General features: G+C 69.3%; 21 protein-coding genes. 16 read left to right on the forward strand and 5 right to left on the reverse strand.

The window, feature by feature from the left end; genetic code table 11:
* Window positions 1-802 precede the first annotated feature (802 nt).
* The 6 genes from KZ686_RS15130 to adk all read left to right on the forward strand — a co-directional run bounded on the left by KZ686_RS15130 (window position 803) and on the right by adk (window position 5,081).
* Window positions 803-1,423: a MotA/TolQ/ExbB proton channel family protein gene (locus tag KZ686_RS15130; RefSeq protein ID WP_149316863.1), complete on the forward strand. Its 621-nt coding sequence runs from the start codon at window positions 803-805 to the stop codon at window positions 1,421-1,423.
* Between the two features lie 14 nt (window positions 1,424-1,437).
* Window positions 1,438-1,866 carry an ExbD/TolR family protein gene (locus KZ686_RS15135; protein WP_149316862.1) on the forward strand — a complete coding sequence of 143 codons (429 nt, stop codon included), beginning with the start codon at window positions 1,438-1,440 and terminating at the stop codon, window positions 1,864-1,866.
* 89 nt (window positions 1,867-1,955) lie between these two features.
* Window positions 1,956-3,068, forward strand: coding sequence for a tetraacyldisaccharide 4'-kinase (gene lpxK / locus KZ686_RS15140; RefSeq protein WP_149316861.1), 1,113 nt, complete (start codon window positions 1,956-1,958; stop codon window positions 3,066-3,068).
* A complete protein-coding gene (locus KZ686_RS15145) occupies window positions 3,049-3,237 on the forward strand; it encodes a Trm112 family protein (protein ID WP_006579104.1) in 189 nt (62 codons plus the stop codon). Before lpxK ends, KZ686_RS15145 begins: the two co-directional genes overlap by 20 nt.
* A 12-nt stretch (window positions 3,238-3,249) precedes the next feature.
* The gene (gene kdsB / locus KZ686_RS15150; RefSeq protein ID WP_265632732.1) at window positions 3,250-4,071 is read left to right on the forward strand and encodes a 3-deoxy-manno-octulosonate cytidylyltransferase; all 822 of its coding nucleotides are present in this window, start codon (window positions 3,250-3,252) and stop codon (window positions 4,069-4,071) included.
* A 344-nt stretch (window positions 4,072-4,415) separates the two neighbouring features.
* Window positions 4,416-5,081, forward strand: a complete 666-nt coding sequence (gene adk / locus KZ686_RS15155) for an adenylate kinase (protein WP_149316859.1) — start codon at window positions 4,416-4,418, stop codon at window positions 5,079-5,081.
* A 179-nt stretch (window positions 5,082-5,260) separates the two neighbouring features.
* Here adk and KZ686_RS15160 read toward each other — a convergent pair whose 3' ends face one another.
* A complete protein-coding gene (locus tag KZ686_RS15160) occupies window positions 5,261-7,000 on the reverse strand; it encodes a hypothetical protein (RefSeq protein ID WP_265632733.1) in 1,740 nt (579 codons plus the stop codon).
* Between the two features lie 346 nt (window positions 7,001-7,346).
* Here KZ686_RS15160 and KZ686_RS15165 point away from each other — a divergent pair, with 346 nt between their 5' ends.
* Together KZ686_RS15165 and ggt are read left to right on the forward strand one after the other, a co-directional pair.
* Window positions 7,347-8,105, forward strand: coding sequence for a 3-hydroxyacyl-CoA dehydrogenase (locus tag KZ686_RS15165; RefSeq protein ID WP_265632734.1), 759 nt, complete (start codon window positions 7,347-7,349; stop codon window positions 8,103-8,105).
* Between the two features lie 270 nt (window positions 8,106-8,375).
* Window positions 8,376-10,355, forward strand: a complete 1,980-nt coding sequence (ggt, locus tag KZ686_RS15170; RefSeq protein WP_407648494.1) for a gamma-glutamyltransferase — start codon at window positions 8,376-8,378, stop codon at window positions 10,353-10,355.
* Between the two features lie 185 nt (window positions 10,356-10,540).
* Here the strand turns inward: ggt and KZ686_RS15175 are convergent, their stop codons facing one another.
* A complete protein-coding gene (locus KZ686_RS15175; protein WP_149316856.1) occupies window positions 10,541-11,434 on the reverse strand; it encodes a LysR family transcriptional regulator in 894 nt (297 codons plus the stop codon).
* Window positions 11,435-11,597: 163 nt separating this feature from the next.
* Here KZ686_RS15175 and KZ686_RS15180 point away from each other — a divergent pair, with 163 nt between their 5' ends.
* Complete coding sequence (locus KZ686_RS15180) at window positions 11,598-12,617, forward strand: bile acid:sodium symporter family protein (RefSeq protein WP_149316855.1); 1,020 nt, start codon at window positions 11,598-11,600, stop codon at window positions 12,615-12,617.
* Window positions 12,618-12,789: 172 nt separating this feature from the next.
* On the opposite strand, the gene KZ686_RS15185 is transcribed toward KZ686_RS15180, so the two are convergent.
* Window positions 12,790-14,310: an N-acetylmuramoyl-L-alanine amidase gene (locus KZ686_RS15185; RefSeq protein WP_149316854.1), complete on the reverse strand. Its 1,521-nt coding sequence runs from the start codon at window positions 14,308-14,310 to the stop codon at window positions 12,790-12,792.
* Window positions 14,304-14,816, reverse strand: coding sequence for a tRNA (adenosine(37)-N6)-threonylcarbamoyltransferase complex ATPase subunit type 1 TsaE (gene tsaE, locus KZ686_RS15190; protein ID WP_149316853.1), 513 nt, complete (start codon window positions 14,814-14,816; stop codon window positions 14,304-14,306). The genes KZ686_RS15185 and tsaE overlap by 7 nt, the downstream gene beginning before the upstream one ends.
* A 16-nt stretch (window positions 14,817-14,832) precedes the next feature.
* Here tsaE and queG point away from each other — a divergent pair, with 16 nt between their 5' ends.
* The gene (gene queG / locus KZ686_RS15195) at window positions 14,833-16,038 is read left to right on the forward strand and encodes a tRNA epoxyqueuosine(34) reductase QueG (RefSeq protein ID WP_265632735.1); all 1,206 of its coding nucleotides are present in this window, start codon (window positions 14,833-14,835) and stop codon (window positions 16,036-16,038) included.
* Window positions 16,039-16,161: 123 nt separating this feature from the next.
* Here queG and KZ686_RS15200 read toward each other — a convergent pair whose 3' ends face one another.
* On the reverse strand, window positions 16,162-17,055 hold the full coding sequence (locus KZ686_RS15200) for an AEC family transporter (RefSeq protein WP_265632736.1): 894 nt from the start codon (window positions 17,053-17,055) through the stop codon (window positions 16,162-16,164).
* A 225-nt stretch (window positions 17,056-17,280) separates the two neighbouring features.
* On the opposite strand from KZ686_RS15200, the gene KZ686_RS15205 reads away from it, so the two are divergent.
* The 6 genes from KZ686_RS15205 (at window position 17,281) to plsY (ending at window position 22,198) form a co-directional block, all read left to right on the forward strand.
* Window positions 17,281-17,931 (forward strand): chalcone isomerase family protein, encoded by a 651-nt coding sequence (locus KZ686_RS15205; RefSeq protein WP_407648495.1) that lies wholly within the window; start codon window positions 17,281-17,283, stop codon window positions 17,929-17,931.
* 112 nt (window positions 17,932-18,043) lie between these two features.
* Complete coding sequence (locus tag KZ686_RS15210; protein ID WP_149316849.1) at window positions 18,044-19,015, forward strand: tripartite tricarboxylate transporter substrate binding protein BugE; 972 nt, start codon at window positions 18,044-18,046, stop codon at window positions 19,013-19,015.
* Window positions 19,016-19,216: 201 nt separating this feature from the next.
* Window positions 19,217-19,783, forward strand: coding sequence for a methylated-DNA--[protein]-cysteine S-methyltransferase (locus KZ686_RS15215; RefSeq protein WP_226107351.1), 567 nt, complete (start codon window positions 19,217-19,219; stop codon window positions 19,781-19,783).
* A 140-nt stretch (window positions 19,784-19,923) separates the two neighbouring features.
* Window positions 19,924-20,820 (forward strand): site-specific tyrosine recombinase XerD, encoded by an 897-nt coding sequence (gene xerD / locus KZ686_RS15220; RefSeq protein ID WP_149317100.1) that lies wholly within the window; start codon window positions 19,924-19,926, stop codon window positions 20,818-20,820.
* A 103-nt stretch (window positions 20,821-20,923) separates the two neighbouring features.
* A complete protein-coding gene (gene ybaK / locus KZ686_RS15225; protein WP_265632737.1) occupies window positions 20,924-21,418 on the forward strand; it encodes a Cys-tRNA(Pro) deacylase in 495 nt (164 codons plus the stop codon).
* Between the two features lie 156 nt (window positions 21,419-21,574).
* Window positions 21,575-22,198, forward strand: coding sequence for a glycerol-3-phosphate 1-O-acyltransferase PlsY (gene plsY, locus KZ686_RS15230; RefSeq protein ID WP_149316847.1), 624 nt, complete (start codon window positions 21,575-21,577; stop codon window positions 22,196-22,198).
* Window positions 22,199-22,302: the final 104 nt, after the last annotated feature.

Here is a 22,302-nt window from a genome sequence, read left to right on the forward strand (position 1 = left end):
CTTACGCGTCAATCACTTACCATTTGTCCACACCAGCTTGTTCACAAAGTTATCCACAGGAACTCTGGACAACTACAGAGCGGTAACACGGACCGTACGGCGGCACACACTGCCTCGTGACCGAAACGTCGCTCTCGCACCGAAACCGAAGCACCCGGTTCGGGAAGCGGCGAGGCTCGCGGCCTGCCGTGTTGCCACTTTATTAGGCAGCCCGGGGAATTCCGTTACGGATCAAACCCTTGCCTCGCTTCTCCCGCGCTTATCCACAGGCGCTCCACAACACTGTCCCGTTGAGATGTGGAAAGAAGTCGACTTTTGAATTTTTGTTGCCCAACGCCGACGCCGCAGGCCGTTTGAAGCCATCTGCACAATTTTTAAGCAAGGCGTCGGAATACCATATGGATCAAGGACTTGGCACGCTTGTCAGGCGTCTGTCCACACTTGTTCCACAATCCTGTCCCGCTGCGGTGTGGAAAGCCGGGACGCGGCATCGGCAGGATCGGCACGTCCCGTGGCCTCGGACAACCACGGCGCGCCCGCCGCCGCTTCTGCCCATATTTTAAGCAAGCCGGCGTTCGCCCTTTTGAATCAAGGACTTGGCGAGGCTGTCCGCCTGCTTTCCACAATCCATCCACAGCACTGTCCCTGCCGGGTGTGGACATGTCGGCGAAGTGGATGGCAGGTGGATGGCGCGCGCCATCGCGGCTTGCCCCGCGGGGGGCCGCGCGTTAGAGTGGCGCCTGTTTTTTTACGCCGGCCTGCCGCAGTCCTTCCCTTCGCGCCGGCAACTCGGGGTGTTCTTGTGTTTTCCATCATTGAAGCGGCCGGTTGGCCGATCTGGCCGTTGCTGCTCGCCTCGGTCATCGCGCTGGCCTTGATCGTCGAACGTTCGCTGAGCCTGAAGCGCAGCAAGGTGCTGCCGGCGAAGCTGTACGACCAGGCGCTGACGGTGGCGCGGCAACGGCGCGCGACGCCGGACGTGGTCGACTCGCTCGAACGCGATTCGCCGCTGGGCCGGGTGCTGGCCGCCGCGCTGCGGCACGTGATCGCCCAGCCCGACACCTCGCGCGATGCCGCCAAGGACGCCGTCGAGGAAGCGGGCCGCGCGGTGGCGCACGAACTGGAGCGCTATCTGAACGCGCTGGGCACGATCGCCTCGGTCGCCCCGCTGATGGGCCTGCTCGGCACCGTGATCGGCATGATCGAGATCTTCGGCAGCCAGGGCGGTACCGGCGCAAACCCTGAACAACTGGCGCACGGCATCTCGGTGGCGCTGTACAACACCGCCTTCGGCCTGATGGTCGCGATCCCCGCGCTGATCTTCTGGCGCTATTTCCGTCGGCGCGTCGACGACTATGTCGCCGAGCTGGAATCGCGCGCGGCCACCTTCCTCGACGCGATCCTGCCGCAGCGGCGCGCCTGAGACGGATGGCGGCCATGCGATTCCGTACCCGTGCCAGGCGCGACGAGCCGGAGATCAATCTGATCCCGCTGATCGACGTGCTGCTGGTGATCCTGATCTTCCTGATGATCACGACCACCTATTCGCGCTACACCGAGCTGCGCATCCAACTGCCGACCGCCGAGGCGGAAACGGCCCTGCAGCGGCCGCGCGAGATCGTGGTGTCGGTGTCCGCCAGCGGCGAATACGCGATCGACAAGGAGCGCGTGGGGGCGCGCGATGTCGCGGGGCTCGCCGAGCGGCTGCGCGCGCTGGCCGGCACGGCGGCGGCGCAGGCACCGGTGCTGATCGTCAGCGCCGACGCCCAGGCCAGCCACCAGTCGGTGGTCAACGTGATGGAAGCCGCGCGGGTCGCCGGCCTGTCGCGGCTGACGTTCGCGACGCAGAGCGGCGGGACGCGCTAGGCGTCCTGCCTTCCCACGAAGGCCCGGGCGGGAAGCAGCATCATCCCGACCCGATACACTGTGGCGATAACCGTTCTTCCTGGAACCCGATGCCCGCTGCCCGCCATCTCCTGTCCGACTTCGTTACCCGCCAGTGGCAACGCCGCGGCTGGTTCGCCTGGCTCATGCTGCCGTTCGCCGGCCTGTTCGGCGCGATCAGCGCGTTGCGGCGGCTGGCGTATCGGCGCGGGTGGTTCGAGTCGACGCGGCTGCCGATGCCGGTGGTGGTGGTCGGCAACGTGACGGTCGGCGGCACCGGCAAGACGCCGGCGGTGATCGCGCTGGCCGATGCGCTGTGCGAGGCCGGGCTGCGTCCCGGCGTGGTCTCGCGCGGCTATGGCGTCAAGCTGGAACGGCCGCGCCGCGTCAAGGCGACCTCGAAGGCCGAGGACGTCGGCGACGAACCGCTGCTGATCGCGCGCTCGACAGACGTGCCGGTCTGGGTCTATCCCGATCGCGTGGCCTGCGCGCAGGCGATGCTGGTCTCGCATCCGGGCATCAACGTGCTGCTGCTCGACGATGGCCTGCAGCACTATCGCCTGCAGCGCGACTTCGAGATCGTGATGTTCGACGGCCGCATGGGCGGCAACGGCTGGCTGCTGCCGGCCGGGCCGCTGCGCGAGCCGCTGTCGCGCCGCCGTGATGCCACGCTGATCAACGATCCGTATTTCCGCGCGACGCCGGACCGGCCGGAGGTCTACGGCATGCGGCTCGAGCTCGAGCAGGCGTGGCAGCTCGCCGATCCGACCATGGTGCGGCCGCTGTCGACCTTCGCGGGGCGGCGCGTGCTGGCGGCGGCCGGCATCGGCAACCCGGAACGCTTCTTCGCCAGCCTGCGCGGCGCGGGCCTGCAGCCCGAGACGCTGCCGCTGCCGGATCATTACGATTTCGCCGAAGACCCGTTCGTCGACCATCCGGCCGCGCAGGCCGCCGAGGTGATCCTGATCACCGAGAAGGATGCCGTAAAATGCGACCGGCTTCGCGAGCCGCTCGACCCGCGCATCTGGGTCGTCCCCACCAGGCCCGTGATCGATCCGGGTCTGATCGATCGAATTCGCCGCACGGTCATCGCGCGCTGCCAGGCAGCGCCGACCGCGGCCACCGGCGCCGCTGCCGCGGCCAGCCACACCAAGGAACACCAAGATGGACAACCGGCTGCTTGAAATCCTGGTTTGCCCGCTGTGCAAGGGCAAGCTCGAATACGACCGCGCGGCGCAGGAATTGATCTGCCATGCCGACAAGCTGGCCTATCCGATCCGCGACGGCATTCCCGTGATGCTGGCCGACGAGGCCCGCCAATCGGTGCCTGGCCGCGCCATCGATCCGACCTGAGGCCTGGCTTCGATGTCGCTCGCCGATTTCTCCGTGGATTTCACCGTCGTCATTCCCGCGCGGCTGGCGTCGACGCGTCTGCCTAACAAGCCGCTGGCCGACATCGGCGGCAAGCCGATGATCGTGCGGGTCGCCGAGCGCGCCCACGCCTCGGCGGCCCGCCGCACCGTGGTCGCCACCGACGCGGACACCGTGCGCGCGGCCTGCGCCGAGCACGGCATCGAAGCCGTCATGACGCGCGCCGACCATGCCACCGGCACCGACCGGCTGGCCGAGGTGGCCACCCTGCTGTCGCTGGACGACGATGCGATCGTGGTCAACGTGCAGGGCGACGAGCCACTGATCGCGCCGGCGCTGATCGACGCGGTGGCCCGGCATCTCGCTGCGCATCCCGAATGCGCGATCGCCACCGCCGCGCACCCGCTGCACGAGATCGGCGAGGTCTTCAATCCGAACGTGGTCAAGGTGGTATGCGACAGCGCCGGCCGCGCGCTGTACTTCTCGCGCGCGCCGATCCCCTGGGCGCGCGATGCCTGGTCCGGCGTACCGTCGGCCCCGGCCGCGAACGCGCAGGTGCCGCTGCCCGACATGCCGGTGCTGCGCCATATCGGCCTGTACGCCTATCGCGCCGGCTTCCTGCGCCGCTTCCCGACGCTGGCCGCCGCGCCGCTCGAGCAGACCGAAGCGCTCGAACAGCTGCGCGCGATGTGGCACGGCGAACGCATCGCGGTGCTGGTCACCGAGGCCGCGCCGGCGCCCGGCGTCGATACCCCGGCCGATCTCGAACGCGTGCGCGCGCTGTGGTCCGAGGCCGCGGCGCAGCCCGGCCGCTGAGCGCAAACGGGCGCAATCCCACGCGGGGCGGGCCATTCGCCCGCTCCGGTTTACACACCGTTGACCGCCGCGGCGGGCCGAATTCGGGCTCCCTCGTGGCATAATGCTCGCCAATAAAGAGCCGCTGTCGCCGTCAATACGGGCGACGACGCAAGCTCGGTGGGGAGATGAAGAATGAGCCGTCCGGCTTGCGCCCATGCCAACCGCATGCGGACCGCGCCGGTCACCAGCCATGGCGGCGCCTGCGTGCCTGACCATCGCGCGGTAAGCCACACGTCAAGTTTCGGCGTTACCCTCCTTCCATTCCCCCGCAATACCGGATTCAAAACTCTGAGGACCCGTAAATGCGTTTGATCCTGTTGGGCGCGCCCGGCGCCGGCAAAGGCACGCAAGCCAAGTTCATCTGCGAGAAGTTCGGCATCCCGCAGATCTCCACAGGCGACATGCTGCGCGCCGCGGTCAAGGCCGGCACCCCGCTGGGCATCGAGGCCAAGAAGGTGATGGACGCGGGCGGTCTGGTCTCCGACGACATCATCATCGGCCTGGTCAAGGACCGCCTGAAGCAGGACGATTGCCGCAACGGCTATCTGTTCGACGGCTTTCCGCGCACGATCCCGCAAGCCGAGGCGATGAAGGAAGCCGGCGTACCGATCGACTACGTGCTGGAAATCGACGTGCCGTTCGACGCCATCATCGAACGCATGAGCGGCCGCCGCGTGCATGCCGCCTCGGGCCGTACCTACCATCTGAAGTACAACCCGCCGAAGACGGCCGGCGTCGACGACGAGACCGGCGAGCCGCTGATCCAGCGCGACGACGACAAGGAAGAGACCGTGCGCAAACGTCTCGATGTCTACGCGCAGCAGACCCGTCCGCTGGTCGACTACTACTCGGACTGGGCCGCCAAGGGCGCGCCGGGCGCGAGCGTCGCGCCGCCGCAGTATCGCAAGATCAGCGGCGTCGGTTCGGTAGACGAGATCACCGCGCGGGTGTTCGAGGCGTTGAAGTAAGGCGCCGAAGTTCGGGCGATCCGGAAGAACGCTCCGGAAGAAGCAAAGGCGGCCACTGGCCGCCTTTTTCTTTGCCCCGGTTTCTTCGCCCCGGTTTCTTTGCCTTGGTCGCTTTGCCGTTGGTCGCTTTGCCCTTGGTTGCGTCCCCCTTGGTTGCTTTCTTGCCCTTGGGGGAGCGCCTAGCCCCCATGCGCCCGGGACCGCGGCGCGTCGGCCGTCTCCGCACGATGGAAGATGCCCTCGCGCCAGGCCGCCTGGGCGCCGTCGCCGTGCAGGTAAAGGAAGATCGTTCGATAGGCCAGCTCGAAGCCGGCGTGCTTGAGCAGCGTGGTCGACAGCTTCGGCATGCCGAGCGCCTGCAGCAGGGCCGACGTTTCGAGCCGGGACGCCTTGCCGGCGGTCTTGCCGGCGCTCTTGCCGGCAGGCTTGTCGGCCGCATCGTCGATCAGCAGCCGCCGCGTCAGCACCGCGGCCTGCCAATAGCGATTGCCGGACAGCGCCGGGCAATCGCGCCGCAAGGACTCGAGCTGCGCCACGCTGCATTGCGACAGCCTGTCCGCGCACAGGCCCCGCGCGGCGCCGCGCCGGACCGCATCCGCCAGCCGTTCGCGCTCGCGCGTATCGGCGCGGCCGCGCATGAAACGCATGGCGATCCTGATCAACGTGAACAGGAACCAGGCGCCGCCGAGCACCCCGCCGATCGCCACCAGCGCGGCGCCCACGGGAGTCGCCAGCACCGCCGTGCCCAGTATGGACACCATCGCCATGCCGGCGCCGGACAACAGCACGGTGCCGACGCCATAGGCGATACGCCCGACGGACCAGCGCGTCAGCTCGCCCGCACGCTGGCGCCAGCGGCGCTGTCCGTCGGCAAACCAGCGCAGCGCCTCGCTGGTGGCGGGCGATTGCAGCCGCTTGCTTCGGGCCGGATCGGCCGACAAGCGGCGCAGATTGTCGCCGACCGCCTGGCCGATTTCCCGCAGCGCCCCACGGCGCCGCCTGGCCTCCGCCAGTTCGCCGATGCCGCAACCGACATGGGCCAATCCGATCGCGGCGCCGAGGCCGAAGGAGAACACGTCGCCGGGGATCAGGCCCAGGTCCAGCGGCGCATCCCAAGCGCTGTCCGCCAGCGGACTCGCTTCGTAGCCGACGCGCAGTCCCTGCAGGCCGCTGTCGCGCAGGCAGGCGACGGCGCTGCCGCGCAGCCGCCGCGTCGCGCTGCGATCGGCGCGCGTGGCGGCGTCGTGCTCGAGAAGGTCGGCGGCATGTTGGCGCAGGATGGCGTCGCGTTCTCGGTCGATGGCCGCCAGTTCGCGCTCGATCACGCCCAAGGCGGCCTTGCCGAGCGCGGCGGCATCGCGGTTGCCGGCGGTCAGGGCCTGGCGGAACGTGTCCGGAATGTGCGCGGCGCCGTCCTGTCGGAGCCGATGCGCGGCGAGGATCGGCGCCGGTGCGCCATCGTGCCGAGCCGGGGTCGCCAAGCGGGCGCGGATCCAGTGGCGCGTCGTCTTCAGGGCGGCCTTGCGCCGCTCGACCTCTTCCGGCAGCCGCGCCCGGGCCAACGAGGCGACCGCAAGGCGATAGCCGGGCTCGGACGCGCAGACGCGCCGCCAGGTCTTGACCTTGTCCGCCGCCGTCCCGGCCAGATCCACCACGCCCAGCACGGCATCGCCGGCCGGCAGCAGCTGGCCGGCCTCGACCAGGTCCGGCGAAATCGCGTCAGTGGCCTCGAACAGCGGCTCCACCTCCTGCACGGCCGACGACATCAGCGACACGCCAGTGGTATCCAGATGCAACGTCAAGGTCGGCCGCGCCGCGCGCAGATCGCGCATGAACTGCCGCAACAGGCCGGCTTTCCCCTCTGGCTCGCTCGGATAGCGCCGAATGACGGCGGCCGGTGGCGCCGCCTTCGCCGACATGGGGTCGCAGGCCGGGAAATCTTCGAACCGATCCGCCCCTGGCGATGACGGACGGCTGCGAATCCAGGATGCGCGGAGCTCGCTCACGGCAGGCCTCCCGAGGTGTGACGTGGGCGCACTCTAGCCAGTCAAGGTGCGGACATCTCGCGCTAACGGTTGCGGGCTTACGATTCTCGTGACCGCTATCGGGGCGCCGGCCGGGCCTTTACAATACGGCGCGATGCTTGACGTTTACGTAAACGTTATATTCAGCGTTACGTTCGCCGTGAAGTTTGGTGCGATGTTTCTCACCTTCAGGCGCCGGCGCGGTATCGGTCGGCGCCCCCCAACCCCGAGGAGACAGTTCATGCAGATCCGAGACAACGTATTCATCGTGACCGGCGGCGCGTCCGGCCTGGGCGCGGGCACCGCCCGCATGCTGGCCGAACAGGGCGGCAAGGTCGTCATTGCCGACCTGAACGAGGCCGCCGGCAACGCACTGGCGCAAGAGCTGGGCGGCCGCTTCGTCCGCTGCGACGTGACCTCGGAAACCGATGGCCAGGCCGTCGTCGACGCCGCGGTGGGCCTGGGGCGGCTGGCCGGGCTGATCAACTGCGCCGGCATCGCGACCGCCAACAAGACCGTCGGCAAGAACGGTCCGCATCCGCTGGACGCCTTCGAGAAGACCATCCGGATCAACCTGATCGGCACCTTCAACATGATCCGGCTGGCCGCCGCGGCGATGGTGCAGAACACCCCGGACGAAGGAGGCGAACGCGGCATCATCGTCAACACCGCCTCGGTGGCGGCCTTCGACGGCCAGATCGGCCAGGCCGCCTATGCCGCCTCGAAGGGCGGCGTGGTCGGCATGACGCTCGCGGTGGCGCGCGACCTGTCGCGCGACGGCGTGCGCTGCATGACGATCGCGCCGGGGATCTTCGAGACGCCGATGCTGCTGGGCATGCCGCAGGAGGTGCAGGAGGCGCTCGGCAAGATGGTGCCGTTCCCCCCGCGGCTGGGCCGTCCGGCGGAATACGCCCAGCTGGTGCAGGCGATCATCGGCAACACGATGCTCAACGGCGAGGTGATCCGGCTGGACGGCGCGATCCGGATGCAGCCGAAGTAAGCCGGCACTCTCCCGGGGAACGGCGGCGCGGCGGCAGCGGAGCAGCAGAGCAGCAGCACGGCGGTCAGCCCTGAGCCGTGAGCCGTAAGCGTGAGGCGGTGCGGCGGTGCGGCGGTGAGGCGGTGCGGCGGTGAGGCGGCGAGGTGGCGAGGCGGCCCTTCACCGCCGCCCGGGACGTGAGCGCGCGGCCGGATTGTGCTGTGCATGACACGGCGGCCGGTGGCAGTGACTACAATCGCTGTACCTCATAGGCCTCAAAGGGAGTGCAGCATGCCGCCACGTTCGCCGGTTCCGCCGTTCCTTTCCACCGCAGCCGCCCATCAGGCATTGGCGCCGACAGCCATGCTGGCCGGCGCGCTGGCTGCGTTGCTTCTTGCCGGCTGCGCCGCCCCACAGGCTGGCAAGGAGGCCGGCACAGCGGCGGCGACCCCAGCCGCTGCCAGCGCCAGCGCCAGCCCCAGCCCCAGCGCAAGCGCAAGCGCCAGTGCCACCCGCAGCGCGGGCGCCACCTCCCCAAGCACCACCACCCTCCCCCCGGCCCCCGAAGGCGCCTCCGGCTGGACCGACAAACCCGGCTGGACCGCGAGTTCCTTCATGGTCGCCGCCGCCAATCCGCTCGCCACCCAGGCCGGCTACGACATGCTGAAGGCCGGCGGCACCGCCATCGACGCGGCCATCGCCACGCAGATGGTGCTCAATCTGGTTGAACCGAATTCCTCCGGCATCGGCGGTGGCGCCTTCCTGATGCACTTCGACGGCAAGCAGGTCCAGGCCTACGACGGCCGCGAGACTGCGCCGGCCGCCGCCACCGACCGGCTGTTCTACGGCCCCGACGGCAAGGTGATGCCGTTCCGCCAGGGGCTGGTTGGCGGCCGTTCGGTCGGCGCGCCGGGCGTGCTGCGCATGCTGGAGCTGGCGCATCGCCAGCATGGCAAGCTGCCCTGGCGGCGGCTGTTCGAGCCGGCGATCCGGCTGGCCGAGCAAGGCTTCGCGATCAGCCCGCGGCTGGCGACGATCATCGCGCAGGACCAGGACCTGATGAAGGACCCGACCGCGCGCGCCTACTTCTACAACGCCGACGGCACGCCCAAGGCCGCCGGCACCGTGCTGCGCAATCCCGAGCTGGCGGCGGTGCTGCGCAGCGTCGCCGCGCGCGGTGCCGACGCCTTCTACCGGGGCGACGTCGCCCGCGATATCGCCGCCAAGGTCCGCTCGCATCCGACCAACCCCGGCGTACTGACCGCCAAGGACATCGCCGACTACCGTCCCAAGGTGCGGCAGCCGATCTGCACCGACTACCGCCAGTGGACCGTCTGCGGCATGCCGCCGCCGTCGTCGGGCGGCATCGCGGTCGCGCAGATGCTGGGCATCCTGCAGGCGCTGCCGCCGGCGCGCCAGATCGCGGCGGCCAGGCCGCAGCGCAACGCCGTCGGCCTGGAGCCGTCGGTCGAAGGCGCGCATCTGTTCGCGGAAGCGGGCCGGCTGGCCTACGCCGATCGCAACCAGTACGTTGCCGATACCGACTTCGTACCCCTGCCCGGCGGCGACTGGCGCAGCCTGGTCGATCCACGCTATCTGGCCAGCCGCGCCGCGCAGATCGGCGAACGCAGCATGGGCAAGGCCAGCCCGGGCACGCCGGCTGGCGCGACGGTGGCGATGGGGCGAGACCGCGCGCCGGAGTTTCCGTCGACCTCGCATATCTCGGTGGTCGACCGCTACGGCAATGCGCTGTCGATGACCACCACGATCGAGGACCAGTTCGGCTCGCGCCAGATGGTGCGCGGCTTCCTGCTGAACAACCAGCTGACCGACTTTTCCTTCGTCGCGGAGGAGGACGGCAAGCCGGTGGCCAACCGAGTGCAGCCAGGCAAGCGGCCGCGCTCGTCGATGGCGCCGACGCTCGTGTTCGACCGCCAGACCCGCGAGCTGGTGATGACGGCCGGCTCGCCCGGCGGTTCGGCCATCATCAATTACGTGGCGAAGACGCTGGTCGGTACGCTCGACTGGGGTCTGAACGTGCAGCAGGCGATCTCGCTGCCGAATGTGGGCTCGCGCAACGGCCCGACCGAGCTGGAGAAGGGACGCGTGTCGGACGCTCTGGTGGAGGGCCTGAAGGCGCGCGGCCATGACGTGCGCGTGATGGACCAGACCTCGGGCCTGCAGGGGATCATGCGCGTGCGCGTCGACGGCAAGCCGATGTGGTTCGGCGGCGCGGACCCGCGGCGGGAAGGGGTAGCGATGGGGGATTGAGCGGCGATGGGGGGAAACGGCACGGCGACCACCGCTGCCGTCCCCGCCCGTTTCACGCGCGGGACACGCCAGCAAAGCGGCGCCGTCGGCATGAGCCGGCCACCGCCATCGATGCAACGTTGCTGTCCCTCGCCCCTCATGGGCACAGGGTCATGGAGCGGGCAAGCTCCGCTCTCTCCCAAACCTCACGCCGCCGGAATCGGCATCGTCCTGACCATCTCCCACACCGCCGCGGCGGCCGGCGACAGCGAACGGTCCTCGCGGCGGACCATCACGATGCGCCGCTCCTCCTGCGGCACCAGCGGGCGCCACACCAGGTTCGACGCGGCCGGCAGCGGCAGCGAGAACGACGGCAGCACCGACGCCCCGATGCCGGCCTGCACCATGCCGAACACGCTGGCCGAGTGGCCCAGCTCCTGCACCACGCGCGGCGTCACGCCGTGCATCGCGAACACGCGGTCGATCAGCGGGCGGCTGCCGGAGGCGAAATCCAGCAGCACCAGCGGCACCCCGTCGAGCGCGGACCACGACACCGTGTCGCGTCTTGCCAACGGATCGTCGTCGCGGCAGACGAAGCAGAACGGATCGGTGCCCAGCGGCACGGTCTCCAGCCCTTCGCTGGCCAACGGGTCGATCAGCACGCCGAAATCGACCGCGCCGGCGCGGATCTGCTCGAGCCCGTCGGCCTGCACGTTGTCGCGCACCGACAGCCGCACCTCCGGATATTGCCGCGCGCAGGCGGCCACATAGAGCGGCATCAGCCGTGCCGAGATGGTCGGCGCGCTGGCGATCACCACCCGGCCGCGGTAGCGCTCGCCGAGCTGGCGCGTCTCCTCCAGCGTGTCGTCGAGCTGGCCCAGCAGCCGCTCCAGCGCCGGCACCAGCGCCTGGCCGGCATCGGTCAGCACCACTTCACGCGTGGTGCGGTCCAGCAGGCGCAGCCCAAGCGCCTCTTCCAGCTCCGCCACGCCCCGGCTGACCGCCGGCTGCGTCAGCCCGACCGCGTCCGCCGCCCGGCTGAAACTGCCGTGCGACGCCACCGCCAGGAAGACCCGCAACTGCCGCAAGGTGTAATTCATGCGCCAACCATATCAATGAATACGACAAATGAATTTGCATTCTAGACAGGACTATCGTCCAATACCAGCGTTAACCCTGATTCCACCGTTTTCTGTCTATTTCTTCTTCTTTTAAACCCTTCGTTCCGGCGCGCCGCTCCGGTGCGCTTCAGTCCACGCAGTCATGTCCTTCCTGCTGAATCCCTTCAAGAAACTCTACGATCTGATCGACGGCTTCGTGCTGATCATGCTGGCCGCGATCGCGCTGGCGCTGGCCGCCCCCGAGGTCGGCACCGGCGACGGCCCGCTGCACCTCGGGCTGGTGACCAGCCTCGGCGTCGCGCTGGTGTTCTTCCTGCACGGCGCCGCGCTGTCGCGCGACAAGCTGGTCGCCGGCGCGCGCCACTGGCGCCTGCACACCTTCGTGCAGGCCTTCACCTACGTGGTGTTCCCGCTGATCGGCGCGGTGCTGATGTTCGCGCTGCGCGACCAGCTGCCGGCCGACCTGCTGCTGGGCGTGTTCTTCCTGTGCGCGCTGCCGTCGACCGTCTCGTCGTCGGTGGCGATGACCTCGATGGCGCGCGGCAACGTGCCCGGTGCGATCTTCAACGCGACCATCTCCGGCCTGATCGGCATGGCGCTGACCCCGCTGCTGATGGGCCTGGTGATCAGCGCCAGCGGCGCGTCGATGCCGCTGGGCAAGGCGCTGACCGGCGTGGCGCTGCAACTGCTGCTGCCGTTCGCGCTGGGCCAGCTGGCCCGTCCGGTAATCGGCGCCTGGCTGGGGCGACACAAGGCCATCACCAGCAAGATCGACCGCGGCGTGATCGTGCTGATCGTTTACTCGTCGTTCTGCGATGCCACCTCCGAGGGCCTGTGGCACCAGTACAGCTGGCAGACCATCGCCGCCGTGATGGCGCTGGCCGCGGTGCTGCTGTTCGCGATCCTGGCCACCACCACCTTCGTCGCTCGCCGCCTCGGCTTCTCGGTCGAGGACGAGATCACCGCGGTGTTCTGCGGCTCGAAGAAGAGCCTGGCCAACGGCATCCCGATGGCCAAGATCCTGTTCGCCGGCCACCCGGCGCTGGGCCTGCTGGTGCTGCCGCTGATGGTCTATCACCAGCTGCAGCTGATCGTCTGCTCGGTGATGGCGTCGCGCTATGCCAACCGCGAGCAGATCGAAGGCGCGGTCGCGCGGGCTTGACCGGGACGGCGGCGCCGTCCGGTGCCGACGCTCCCGCGACAGCGAGAGCCCAGCGTCCTGACAAGCCACCGGGTCCCCGCCTTCGCGCGGACGACAAGCGTGTCAGCAAAAGGAAAGGCCGGCGATTTGCCGGCCTTTTTCTTTTGGTCGTTGCGTCGATGGCTGGGCGCCCTCACACCGACGGGCTGCGCGCGAGCGGCGGATTGCGCGCGAAGTAGCCGCGGATGCCGCGCAGGATCGCGTTGGCCAGCTGCTCCTGGTGGGCCTCGTCGTTGAGCTTGCGCTCCTCCTCCGGGTTGCTGATGAAGGCGGTCTCGATCAGGATCGACGGGATGTCGGGCGCCTTCAGCACGGCAAAGCCCGCCTGCTCGACATGCGCCTTGTGCAGCTGATGCATGCCGCCGATCTCGGACAGCACCGCCTTGCCGACCCGCAGGCTGTCGTTGATCTGCGCGGTGGTCGACAGATCGAGCAGCACGCGCGCGACCTGCGCGTCCTTGTTGTTCATGTTGGCGCCGCCGATCAGGTCGGCCGCGTTCTCCTTGTTGGCCAGCCAGCGCGCGGCCGAGCTCGAGGCGCCGCGCTCGGACAGCGCGAACACCGAGGCGCCGCGCGCCTCCGGCTTGACGAAGGCATCGGCATGGATCGACACGAACAGGTCGGCCTTGACCCGGCGCGCCTTCTGCACGCGCACGTTCAGCGGCACGAAGAAATCGGCGTCGCGCGTCATCATCGCCCGCATATTGGGCTGCGCATCGATCTTGGCGCGCAGGCGCTTGGCGATCTGCAGCACCACGTCCTTCTCGCGCGAGCCGGCGGCGCCGATCGCGCCGGGGTCCTCGCCGCCGTGGCCCGGATCGATCGCCACCGTCAGCAGCCGGCGCATCTTGAAGCGCGACGGCGCGGGATCGTCGGCGGGGTCGTTCCTGCCCGGCTTGTCCTGCGCCAGCGGCGCCTGCGGCGCGGTCGGCTGGCTCGGCGCGGTAGCGGCGGGCGGCTTCGGTTTGGCGGACGCCACCGGCGGATTGGCCGGCAGCGGCGGCGTGGCGGGGGTCTTCGCCTGGTCCTCGAACTGGCGCACCAGCGCGGCGATCGCATCCTCTTCGCTGCTCGACGGCGCGCCGGCCACGCTGTCGGCGCCCTCGGTGGCCGGCGTCGAGGCGAAGCGGCGCTGCTTGTCCTCGGTCTCGCGCACCAGCTTCCACAGCGGATCGGGCGGATTGACCGGGTAGAGATCGAACACCAGCCGGTTGCGGTACTGGCCGATCGGCCCCAGCGTGAAGACCTGCGGCGCGATGTCTTCCTTCAGGTCGAACACCAGCCGGACCACGCGCGGCCGGTTCTGGCCGACGCGCACCGACTGGATATAGGGATCGTTGGGAGTAATCTTGGCGACCAGCTCGCGCAGCGTCGGCGACAAGTCCAGGCCATCGATATCGACCACCAGCCGATCGGGATTGCGCACCATCGTGTGGACCGCGGCGAGGCGCTCGTCCGATTCGATGGTGACCCGCGTATAGTCCTCGGCCGGCCAGACACGGACCGCGACGATGCCGGCGCCGGCCGCGATCTGCGGACCCGCCAGCGTCAGCACGACCGTTCCGGCGCCGGCTTTCAGGCATTGCGCCAGCCATTTGCGGCGGGCGAGCAGCAGTTCATCGGGACGGTCGGTGGCGAGGCGCTTGATCAGCATGCGTGCAGCAGGAGAAGTCCGGTTGGAGTATAGGCCCGCAGGATCGCGACTCGCCGATCGGCGGCCTCATCGCTGGGCGAGGTGTCCGATTGGAGCAACAGGTGCAGGTCGGGTTCCCCAAGCAGCGACGCGGCCTTCTCCGGCCACTCGACCAGATTGAAGGCCGGCTCGGCAAAACAGTCGCGAAATCCCGCGTCGAGCCATTCCTCGGGATCGGCGAAGCGATAGAGATCGAAGTGATAGACGGTCAGCGGCGAACCGTCGGCGCGGGCGACCTGGTACGGCTCGCACAGCGTGTAGGTCGGGCTGCGGACCTTGCCGGCATGGCCGAGCGCGCGCAGCACCGCGCGCGACAGCGTGGTCTTGCCCGCGCCGAGATCGCCCGAGAGCTGGACGTGCACCGTCTGCGGCGGCATGGCGCGCACCGCGCCGGCGAGCGCCGCGCCGAGGCGGTCGGTGGCCGCTTCGTCGGGCAGGATCACGGTGCGTTGTTCGAGCAGGGGCATTGCGTACAATTGACGGATGATCGACCGAGCAGCACCGGCGCCTGACGCCGTTCTCAGCGGGACGCCAGCGGCGCAGCACGCCACCGGCGCGGATCCGCATGCGCTGGTCGCGCAGATTCGCGCCTGGGGCGCGGCGCTCGGCTTCGACGACGTGCGCGTCGCCGACGTGGACCTGAGCCATGCCGAAGCGGGTCTGCTCGCGTGGCTGGCGCAGGGTTGCCATGGCGACATGGATTATATGGCGAACCATGGCCTGAAGCGCGCGCGGCCGGCCGAACTGGTGCCCGGCACGGTGCGCGCGATCGTCGCGCGCATGCCCTATCTGCCCGCCTCCACCGATGACGAAGACGATCGCAACGACGGCAACGACGGCGATCGCGACGACTGGCGCGAGCGCGAATTCGCGCGGCTCGCCCAGGTCGAGGCCGGCGGCACCGCGGCCACGATCTCGCTGTACGCGCGCGGCCGCGACTATCACAAGGTCCTGCGCACGCGCCTGCAGCAGCTGGCCGGCCGCATCGAGACGGCTATCGGCCCGTTCGGCTATCGCGTCTTCACCGACTCGGCACCGGTGATGGAGGTCGCGCTGGCCGGCCAGGCGGGGCTCGGCTGGCGCGGCAAACACACGCTGCTGCTCGATCGCGACGGCGGCTCGATGTTCTTCCTCGGCGAGATCCTGGTCGATCTGCCGCTGCCGATCGACCCGCCCGCCTCCGCGCATTGCGGCCAGTGCCGCCGCTGCATCGACATCTGTCCGACCCAGGCCATCGTCGGCCCGTACCGGCTCGATGCGCGCCGCTGCATCTCCTACCTCACCATCGAGCACAAGGGCGCGATTCCCGAGCCGCTGCGCGCGCCGATGGGCAATCGCGTCTACGGTTGCGACGACTGCCAGCTGGCCTGCCCGTGGAACAAGTTCGCGCACCGCGCGACGCTGCCGGACTTCGCCGTGCGCAACGGCTTCGATGCGCCCGACATGGTGGCGCTGTTCGGCTGGAGCGAGGAGGAATTCAATCGGCGGCTGGAAGGCAGCCCGATCCGGCGCATCGGCCACGAACGCTGGCTGCGCAATCTGGCGGTGGGTCTTGGCAATGCGCTGCGCGGGGCCGGCGAGCCGGCGCAGGCCGAACGCATCCGCGCGGCCTTGCTGGCGCGCGCCGGGCATCCCTCGGAGCTGGTGCGCGAGCACGTGGCATGGGCGCTGGCGCAGCGGCCGCAGTAGCAGCGCGCACCACCATGGTCGCCGTCACGGCCACGATGCCGGTTGCAGTGGGGCCGCTGCAGTTATTGCTGCTGTCGCTATTGCTGCTGCCGCTATTGCTGTCGCTGCAGCCGCCCCAGCCGCCTAGCTGACCAGCGCCAGCCACATCGGCGCGGTGAAGATCGCCGACACCGTCATCGCCGAGATCGCCGCGGCCACCATCGGCCCGTTGCCGCCCATACGGACCGCGAGGATGTACGCGCTCGAGGCGGTCGGCATCGCGGCATAGAGCACCGCGATCTGCAATTGCAGCGGCGACAGCGGCAGATGGCGGCCGACGGCCCAGGCGAAGGCCGGCATCGCCAGCAGCTTGACCCCGGTCCACCAGGCCACCGGCCCGACCGTGCCTACCGCGCCCCGCATCTGCAGGCCGGCGCCGACCGTCATCAGGCCCAGCGCCGTCGAGGCCGAACCCAGCCGGGCCAGCGTCATGCCAAGGACTTCGGGCGGATGCAGGCCGAGCAGATTGGTGATCAGGCCGCCGGCCGTGGCCAGGATCAGCGGATTGCGCGCCAGCTCGCGCCACAGCCGCGCCTCGCCGTGCCTGGCCAGCGCCCACACCGCGGCGACATTGCACATCGGCACCACGCAGCCGACGATCACCGCCATCATCGCCAGCCCTTCGCTGCCGCCCAGGCGGGAGGCCAGCGCCAGCGCGATATACGAGTTGAAGCGGAACGCCGTCTGCAGCCCGGAGGCGAAATCGACCGGGTTGGGCCGCAGCACCCACTTGACCGCGTAGCCGGAGGCCATACCGAACACCGTGGTCAGCACCGCCAGCCCAAGCATCGCCGAGGTGGTCGAAAAATCGAATACCGCGCTGTTGGTCGCCTGCAGCAGCAGCGCGGGAAACAGCACGAAGTAGACCAGCCGTTCGACGCCGGACCAGAAAGCGCGGTCGAACGAGGTATAGCGCACCAGCAGCCAGCCGATCAGGATCAGGCTGAAATCGGGCACCATCAGCAGAGCAGGCGACATCGGCGTCTTGTTGTTGTCGGGACGCGGGGGCGCGTCGGAGGATGTCAGGAAGGATGGCAGGAGCCCCGTGCGGACGGCGCTCCGCGAGCGAGGCGAAGCGGCCCGGAGTGCGCCCTAGGGCAGATACGGATTGGTATTGTTTCAGAAAACCCGGAAGATGGCACGCTCCGGATTTCCGTCGATCTTGTTCCGCCTGCCATTCCGTTCTCGATGTACCGCCCCGCCATGCCCGCCTCCCGCCGCCCTTCCGCCCGCGTTCCGTTCGATCGGACCGGAGGAACCGCACGGACCGCACGCCGCCTGCGCCAGTGGCTGGCGATCTGCTGCGTGGCCGTCGCGGGCGCGCTGCCGATGGCCGCTGGCGCGATGGAGATCGAAGGCGTGCGGCTGGACGAGGCGACGCGCCTCGGTGGCAAGGAACTGCAGCTGAACGGCGCGGGCCTGCGCTCGGTGTTCATCGTCAAGGGTTATGTCGCCGCGCTGTACCTGCCCGAGAAGGTGCGCAACGCCGCCGTGGTGCTGGGCGCCAAGGGTCCCAAGCGGCTGCAGATCCGGCCGCTGCGCGAGGTGGAATCGAGCACCTTCGTCAAGGCGCTGAACGAAGGCATGCGGGAGAACCACAACGAGGCGCAGCTGGAGAAGTTCGCCGATCGCCTGCACCAGCTGGAGCAGGCGATGAACCAGGTCGGCACGGCGCGCAAGGGCGACGTGATCGACTTCGACTACACGCCGGACAGCGGCACGGTGATCGCCGTCAATGGCACGCCGCGCGGCAAGCCCATCCCCGGCGAGGATTTCTACCAGGCCGTGCTGCGCATCTTCCTGGGCGAACGCCCGGTCGATCGCGACCTGAAGCGCGGCCTGCTCGGCGGCTGACGGGCCGCCGATGCATCGCGCCGGCGCGGCGGGCCCTACCGGGTCCCTGGCCGGCATTTTCAGTTCTGGACGGACACTCTCCGTCCGGCTTCACGACGGGAGACACGATCTCATGCAAACCAAGCACATTGCCCTGGCCCTGGGTCTGGCCGCCTGCGCCTCGCTGGCACAGGCACAGAGCAACTATCCGACCAAGCCGATCAAGCTGATCATTCCGTTCGCCCCGGGCGGCACGACGGACATCGTGGGCCGCGGCGCGGCCGACCAGATGAGCAAGATCCTGGGCCAGCCGGTGGTGGTCGAGAACCGCGCCGGTGGCGGCGGCTCGATCGGCGCCGACGCGATCGCCAAGGCGGCGCCGGACGGCTACACGATCGGCATCTCGACGGTGTCGACGATGGCGGTCAACCCGGCCTGCAATCCGAAGCTGTCGTACGACCCGATCAAGGACTTCAAGCCCATCACGAACCTGGCCAACGTCGCCAACGTGATCGCGGTCAACCCGAACTTCCCGGCCAAGGACTACAAGGAATTCCTGGCCACGCTGAAGGCCAACCCGGGCAAGTATTCGTACGCGTCGTCGGGCACCTGCGGCTTCGGTCACATGCTGGGCGAGCAGTTCAAGGTCTCGACCAAGACCTTCATGGTCCATATCCCCTACCGCGGCGCGGGCCCGGCACTGAACGACGTGCTGGCCGGCCAGGTGCCGATCATGGTCGACAACCTGCCCTCGTCGATGCCGCACATCAAGGCCGGCAAGCTGCGCCCGATCGTGGTGGCCGCCGAGAAGCGCCTGGACTCGCTGCCGAACGTGCCGACCTTCGGCGAAATGGGCCTGAAGGAGCCGAACGATCCGGCCTGGTACGGCCTGGTGGCGCCGGCCGGCACGCCCGACGACATCATCAAGAAGCTCAACGAGGCCGCCGTCAAGGCGCTGCAGGACAAGGGCTTCCGCGAACGCCTGATCGCCGCCGGCGCCGAGCCGTCGGGCAACACGCCGGCCCAGCACGCCGCCGAGATCAAGAAGGAGTTCGACAAGATGCGCAACCTGGTCAAGGTGCAGAACATCAAGCTCGAGCAGTGATGGCCTGACGCAGGCCGCCGTCCATCGGCCGGCGCCTGCCCGCAGGATCGAAGAGGGCTCCGCGGAGCCCTCTTTTCTTTGCCAAGCCGCGCGGTCGAGGCAACAGGCTCGCCTCTCCCGCCAGCGGGAAAGGCGCACCCGATCAGCACGGGGAGCGTCAAGGCACTAGAATCCGGTATCCGGATCGACCGTTGTCACGCCATGCATTCCCATTCGGATCCGTCCACGGATTCCCCGCCCGCGCCGCGCCCCGACACCGACAGCAATGCGCAGTTGCGCGACGCCAGGCTCGCCGCCCGCTTCGATGCCATCCTCGCCGCGCCGTTCGGCCGCATCGGCGTGCGCGCGGACGCGCAGTGCGTCCACGCGATCCATTTCCTTCCCGAGCGTTTCGCACCGCGCGACTCCGACCTGCCGCCGATCCGGCAGCTGGCGGCGCAGCTCGAGGCCTACTATGCCGATCCCGATGCGCCGCTCGACGTGCCGCTCGCCGGCACCGGCACCGACTTCCAGCGCCGCGTCTGGCAGGCGATCCGCAGCGTGCGGTGCGGCCGCACCGCGACCTATGGCGAACTCGCGGCCAATATCGGCGGCACCGCGCGCGCGGTGGGCCAGGCCTGCGGCGACAACCCCTTTCCGCTGGTGGTGCCCTGCCATCGCGTGGTCGGGGCCAAGGGTCTGGGCGGCTTCGCCCATCACGGCGAGGACGGCTTCCATCTCGAAGTCAAACGCTGGCTGCTGCGCCACGAGCGGGTGATGCTGCTGTGAGCGCGCGGCACCACAGCACGGCGGCGCTGGCGGACCCGCCGGTGCCGAACAATGGCCCGAACGGTGGTCCGAACGATGGACCGAACGGTGGCCCGAACAACGCCCGGAACGACGACCGGGAAGCCCAGCTCGAAGCCGACATCGCCGCCGACCTGACGCTGGTCGACCGCTTCTGCGACGCGCTGTGGCTCGAGGACGGCCTCGCGCGCAACACCATCGACGCCTACCGCCGCGATCTCGCGCTGCTGGCGCGCTGGCTGCGCGGCGAACGCGGGGTGGCCCTGCTGGCGGCCGACGACGGCGCGCTGTCCGGCTACTTTGCCGCGCGCCATCCCGACACGCGCGCCTCGTCGGCGAACCGGCGGCTCGCGGTATTCCGGCGCTTCTTCCGCTGGGCGCTGCGCGAGCATCTGGTCCAGGCCGACCCCTGCCTGCTGCTGCGCGCCGCCAAGCAGCCGCCGCGCTTTCCGAAGACGCTGAGCGAGGCCCAGGTCGAGGCGCTGCTGCAGGCGCCGGACATCGACACGCCGCTCGGCCTGCGCGACCGCACGATGCTGGAGCTGATGTACGCCAGCGGCCTGCGCGTGTCCGAGCTGACGCAGATGAAGACGGTGGAGATCGGCCTGAACGAGGGCGTCGCGCGCGTCGTCAGCGGCAAGGGCAACAAGGAGCGGCTGGTGCCGTTCGGCGCCGAGGCCGGCGTCTGGTTGCGCCGCTATCTGGCCAGCGCCCGTCCCGCGCTGCTCGGCCAGCGCGGCAGCGACGCGCTGTTCGTGACCCAGCGCGGCGAGGCGATGACGCGCCAGGCCTTCTGGTACCTGATCAAGCGCTATGCGCGCCAGGCCGAGATCCACGCCCCGCTGTCGCCGCACACGCTGCGCCATGCCTTCGCGACGCACCTGCTGAACCATGGTGCCGACCTGCGCGTGGTGCAGCTGCTGCTGGGGCATGCCGACATCTCGACCACGCAGATCTACACGCACGTCGCGCGCGAGCGGCTGCGCGTCCTGCATCAGCAGCATCATCCGCGCGGATAGTCGCGCCAAGGCGCGGCGCATCCCCAGGCACGACAAGACGAACCCGGCAAGACAGAGCAAGACAGAGCAAGACAGAGCAAGACAAGGCAGACACGGGCACAACATGGCCAAGTCCAGACACATCTCCGAAACGCCCGCCACGCAGATGCTGCGCCAGCACGGCATCGCGTTCGGCGAGCACCCCTACGACTACGTCGAGCACGGCGGCACCGAGGAATCGGCGCGGCAGCTCGGCGTCGACGAGCACCACGTGGTCAAGACGCTGGTGATGGAAGACGACAAGGCGCAGCCGCTGATCGTGCTGATGCATGGCGACCGCACCGTCTCGACCAAGAACCTCGCGCGGCAGATCGGCTGCAAGAGCGTGCAGCCGTGCAAGCCCGAGGTCGCGCAGCGCCACAGCGGCTACATGGTCGGCGGCACCTCGCCGTTCGGCACGCGCAAGCGGATGCCGGTCTATGTCGAGGAAGGCGTGCTGGCGCTCGAGCGCATCTATATCAACGGCGGCCGGCGCGGCTATCTGGTCAGCATCGAGCCGGCCGTGCTGACCACGCTGCTCGGCGCCAGGCCGGTGCAATGCGGGCTGGCGGAGGGCTGAACACGCCCGCGCGCCGGCCTGTGCGTTCCTCCGTGCCCGGGTAATCACGGTCGTGAGCGCCACGCCGGCGCGCTACAATCGCGCCAGTTTTTTGCTCCCGTTGCGGTTCTCCTCCGCCCTTCCGCTGCTTTTTCGACCCCGTCTTCGACCCCGCCCATGGCCAATCTCGCCAATCCGCTGTTCGCCCTGCTCGCCTACCTGATCGGTTCGATCTCCTTCGCTGTCGTGGTCAGCAAGACGATGGGGCTGCCCGATCCGCACTCCTACGGCTCCGGCAATCCGGGCGCGACCAACGTGCTGCGCACCGGCAACAAGAAGGCGGCGCTGCTGACGCTGCTCGGCGACGGCCTCAAGGGCTGGCTGGCGGTCTGGCTGGCGCAGCGCTTCGGGCCCGACTACGGCGTCGACCAGACCGGCATCGCGCTGGTCGCGGTGGCGGTGTTCCTCGGGCATCTGTTCCCGGTGTTCCACCGCTTTGCGGGCGGCAAGGGCGTGGCGACCGCGGCCGGCATCCTGTTCGCGATCCATCCGTGGCTGGGGCTGGGCACGCTGGCGACCTGGCTGATCATCGCGGCCTTCTTCCGCTACTCGTCGCTGGCCGCGCTGGTGTCGGCCGTGTTCGCGCCGTTCTTCTACGTGCTGATGTTCGGCACCGACGTGGTCGCCGCGGCGATCCTCGCCATCAGCGCGCTGCTGATCCTGCGCCACCGCCAGAACATCGCCAAGCTGCTGGCGGGCCAGGAAAGCCGCATCGGCGAAAAGAAAAAGCCGCAGCAGTAAGCCGCGGCTGCACGTTGCTCGTCGCCTCCGCGCAGGCGGGGCCCCGGTCTTTCGCCCGCACGCGATCCATCGCAAGTCACCGGATCCCCGCCTTCGCGGGGACG

The sequence above is a fragment of the Cupriavidus cauae genome (assembly GCF_026210475.1).
GTDB lineage: Bacteria > Pseudomonadota > Gammaproteobacteria > Burkholderiales > Burkholderiaceae > Cupriavidus > Cupriavidus cauae.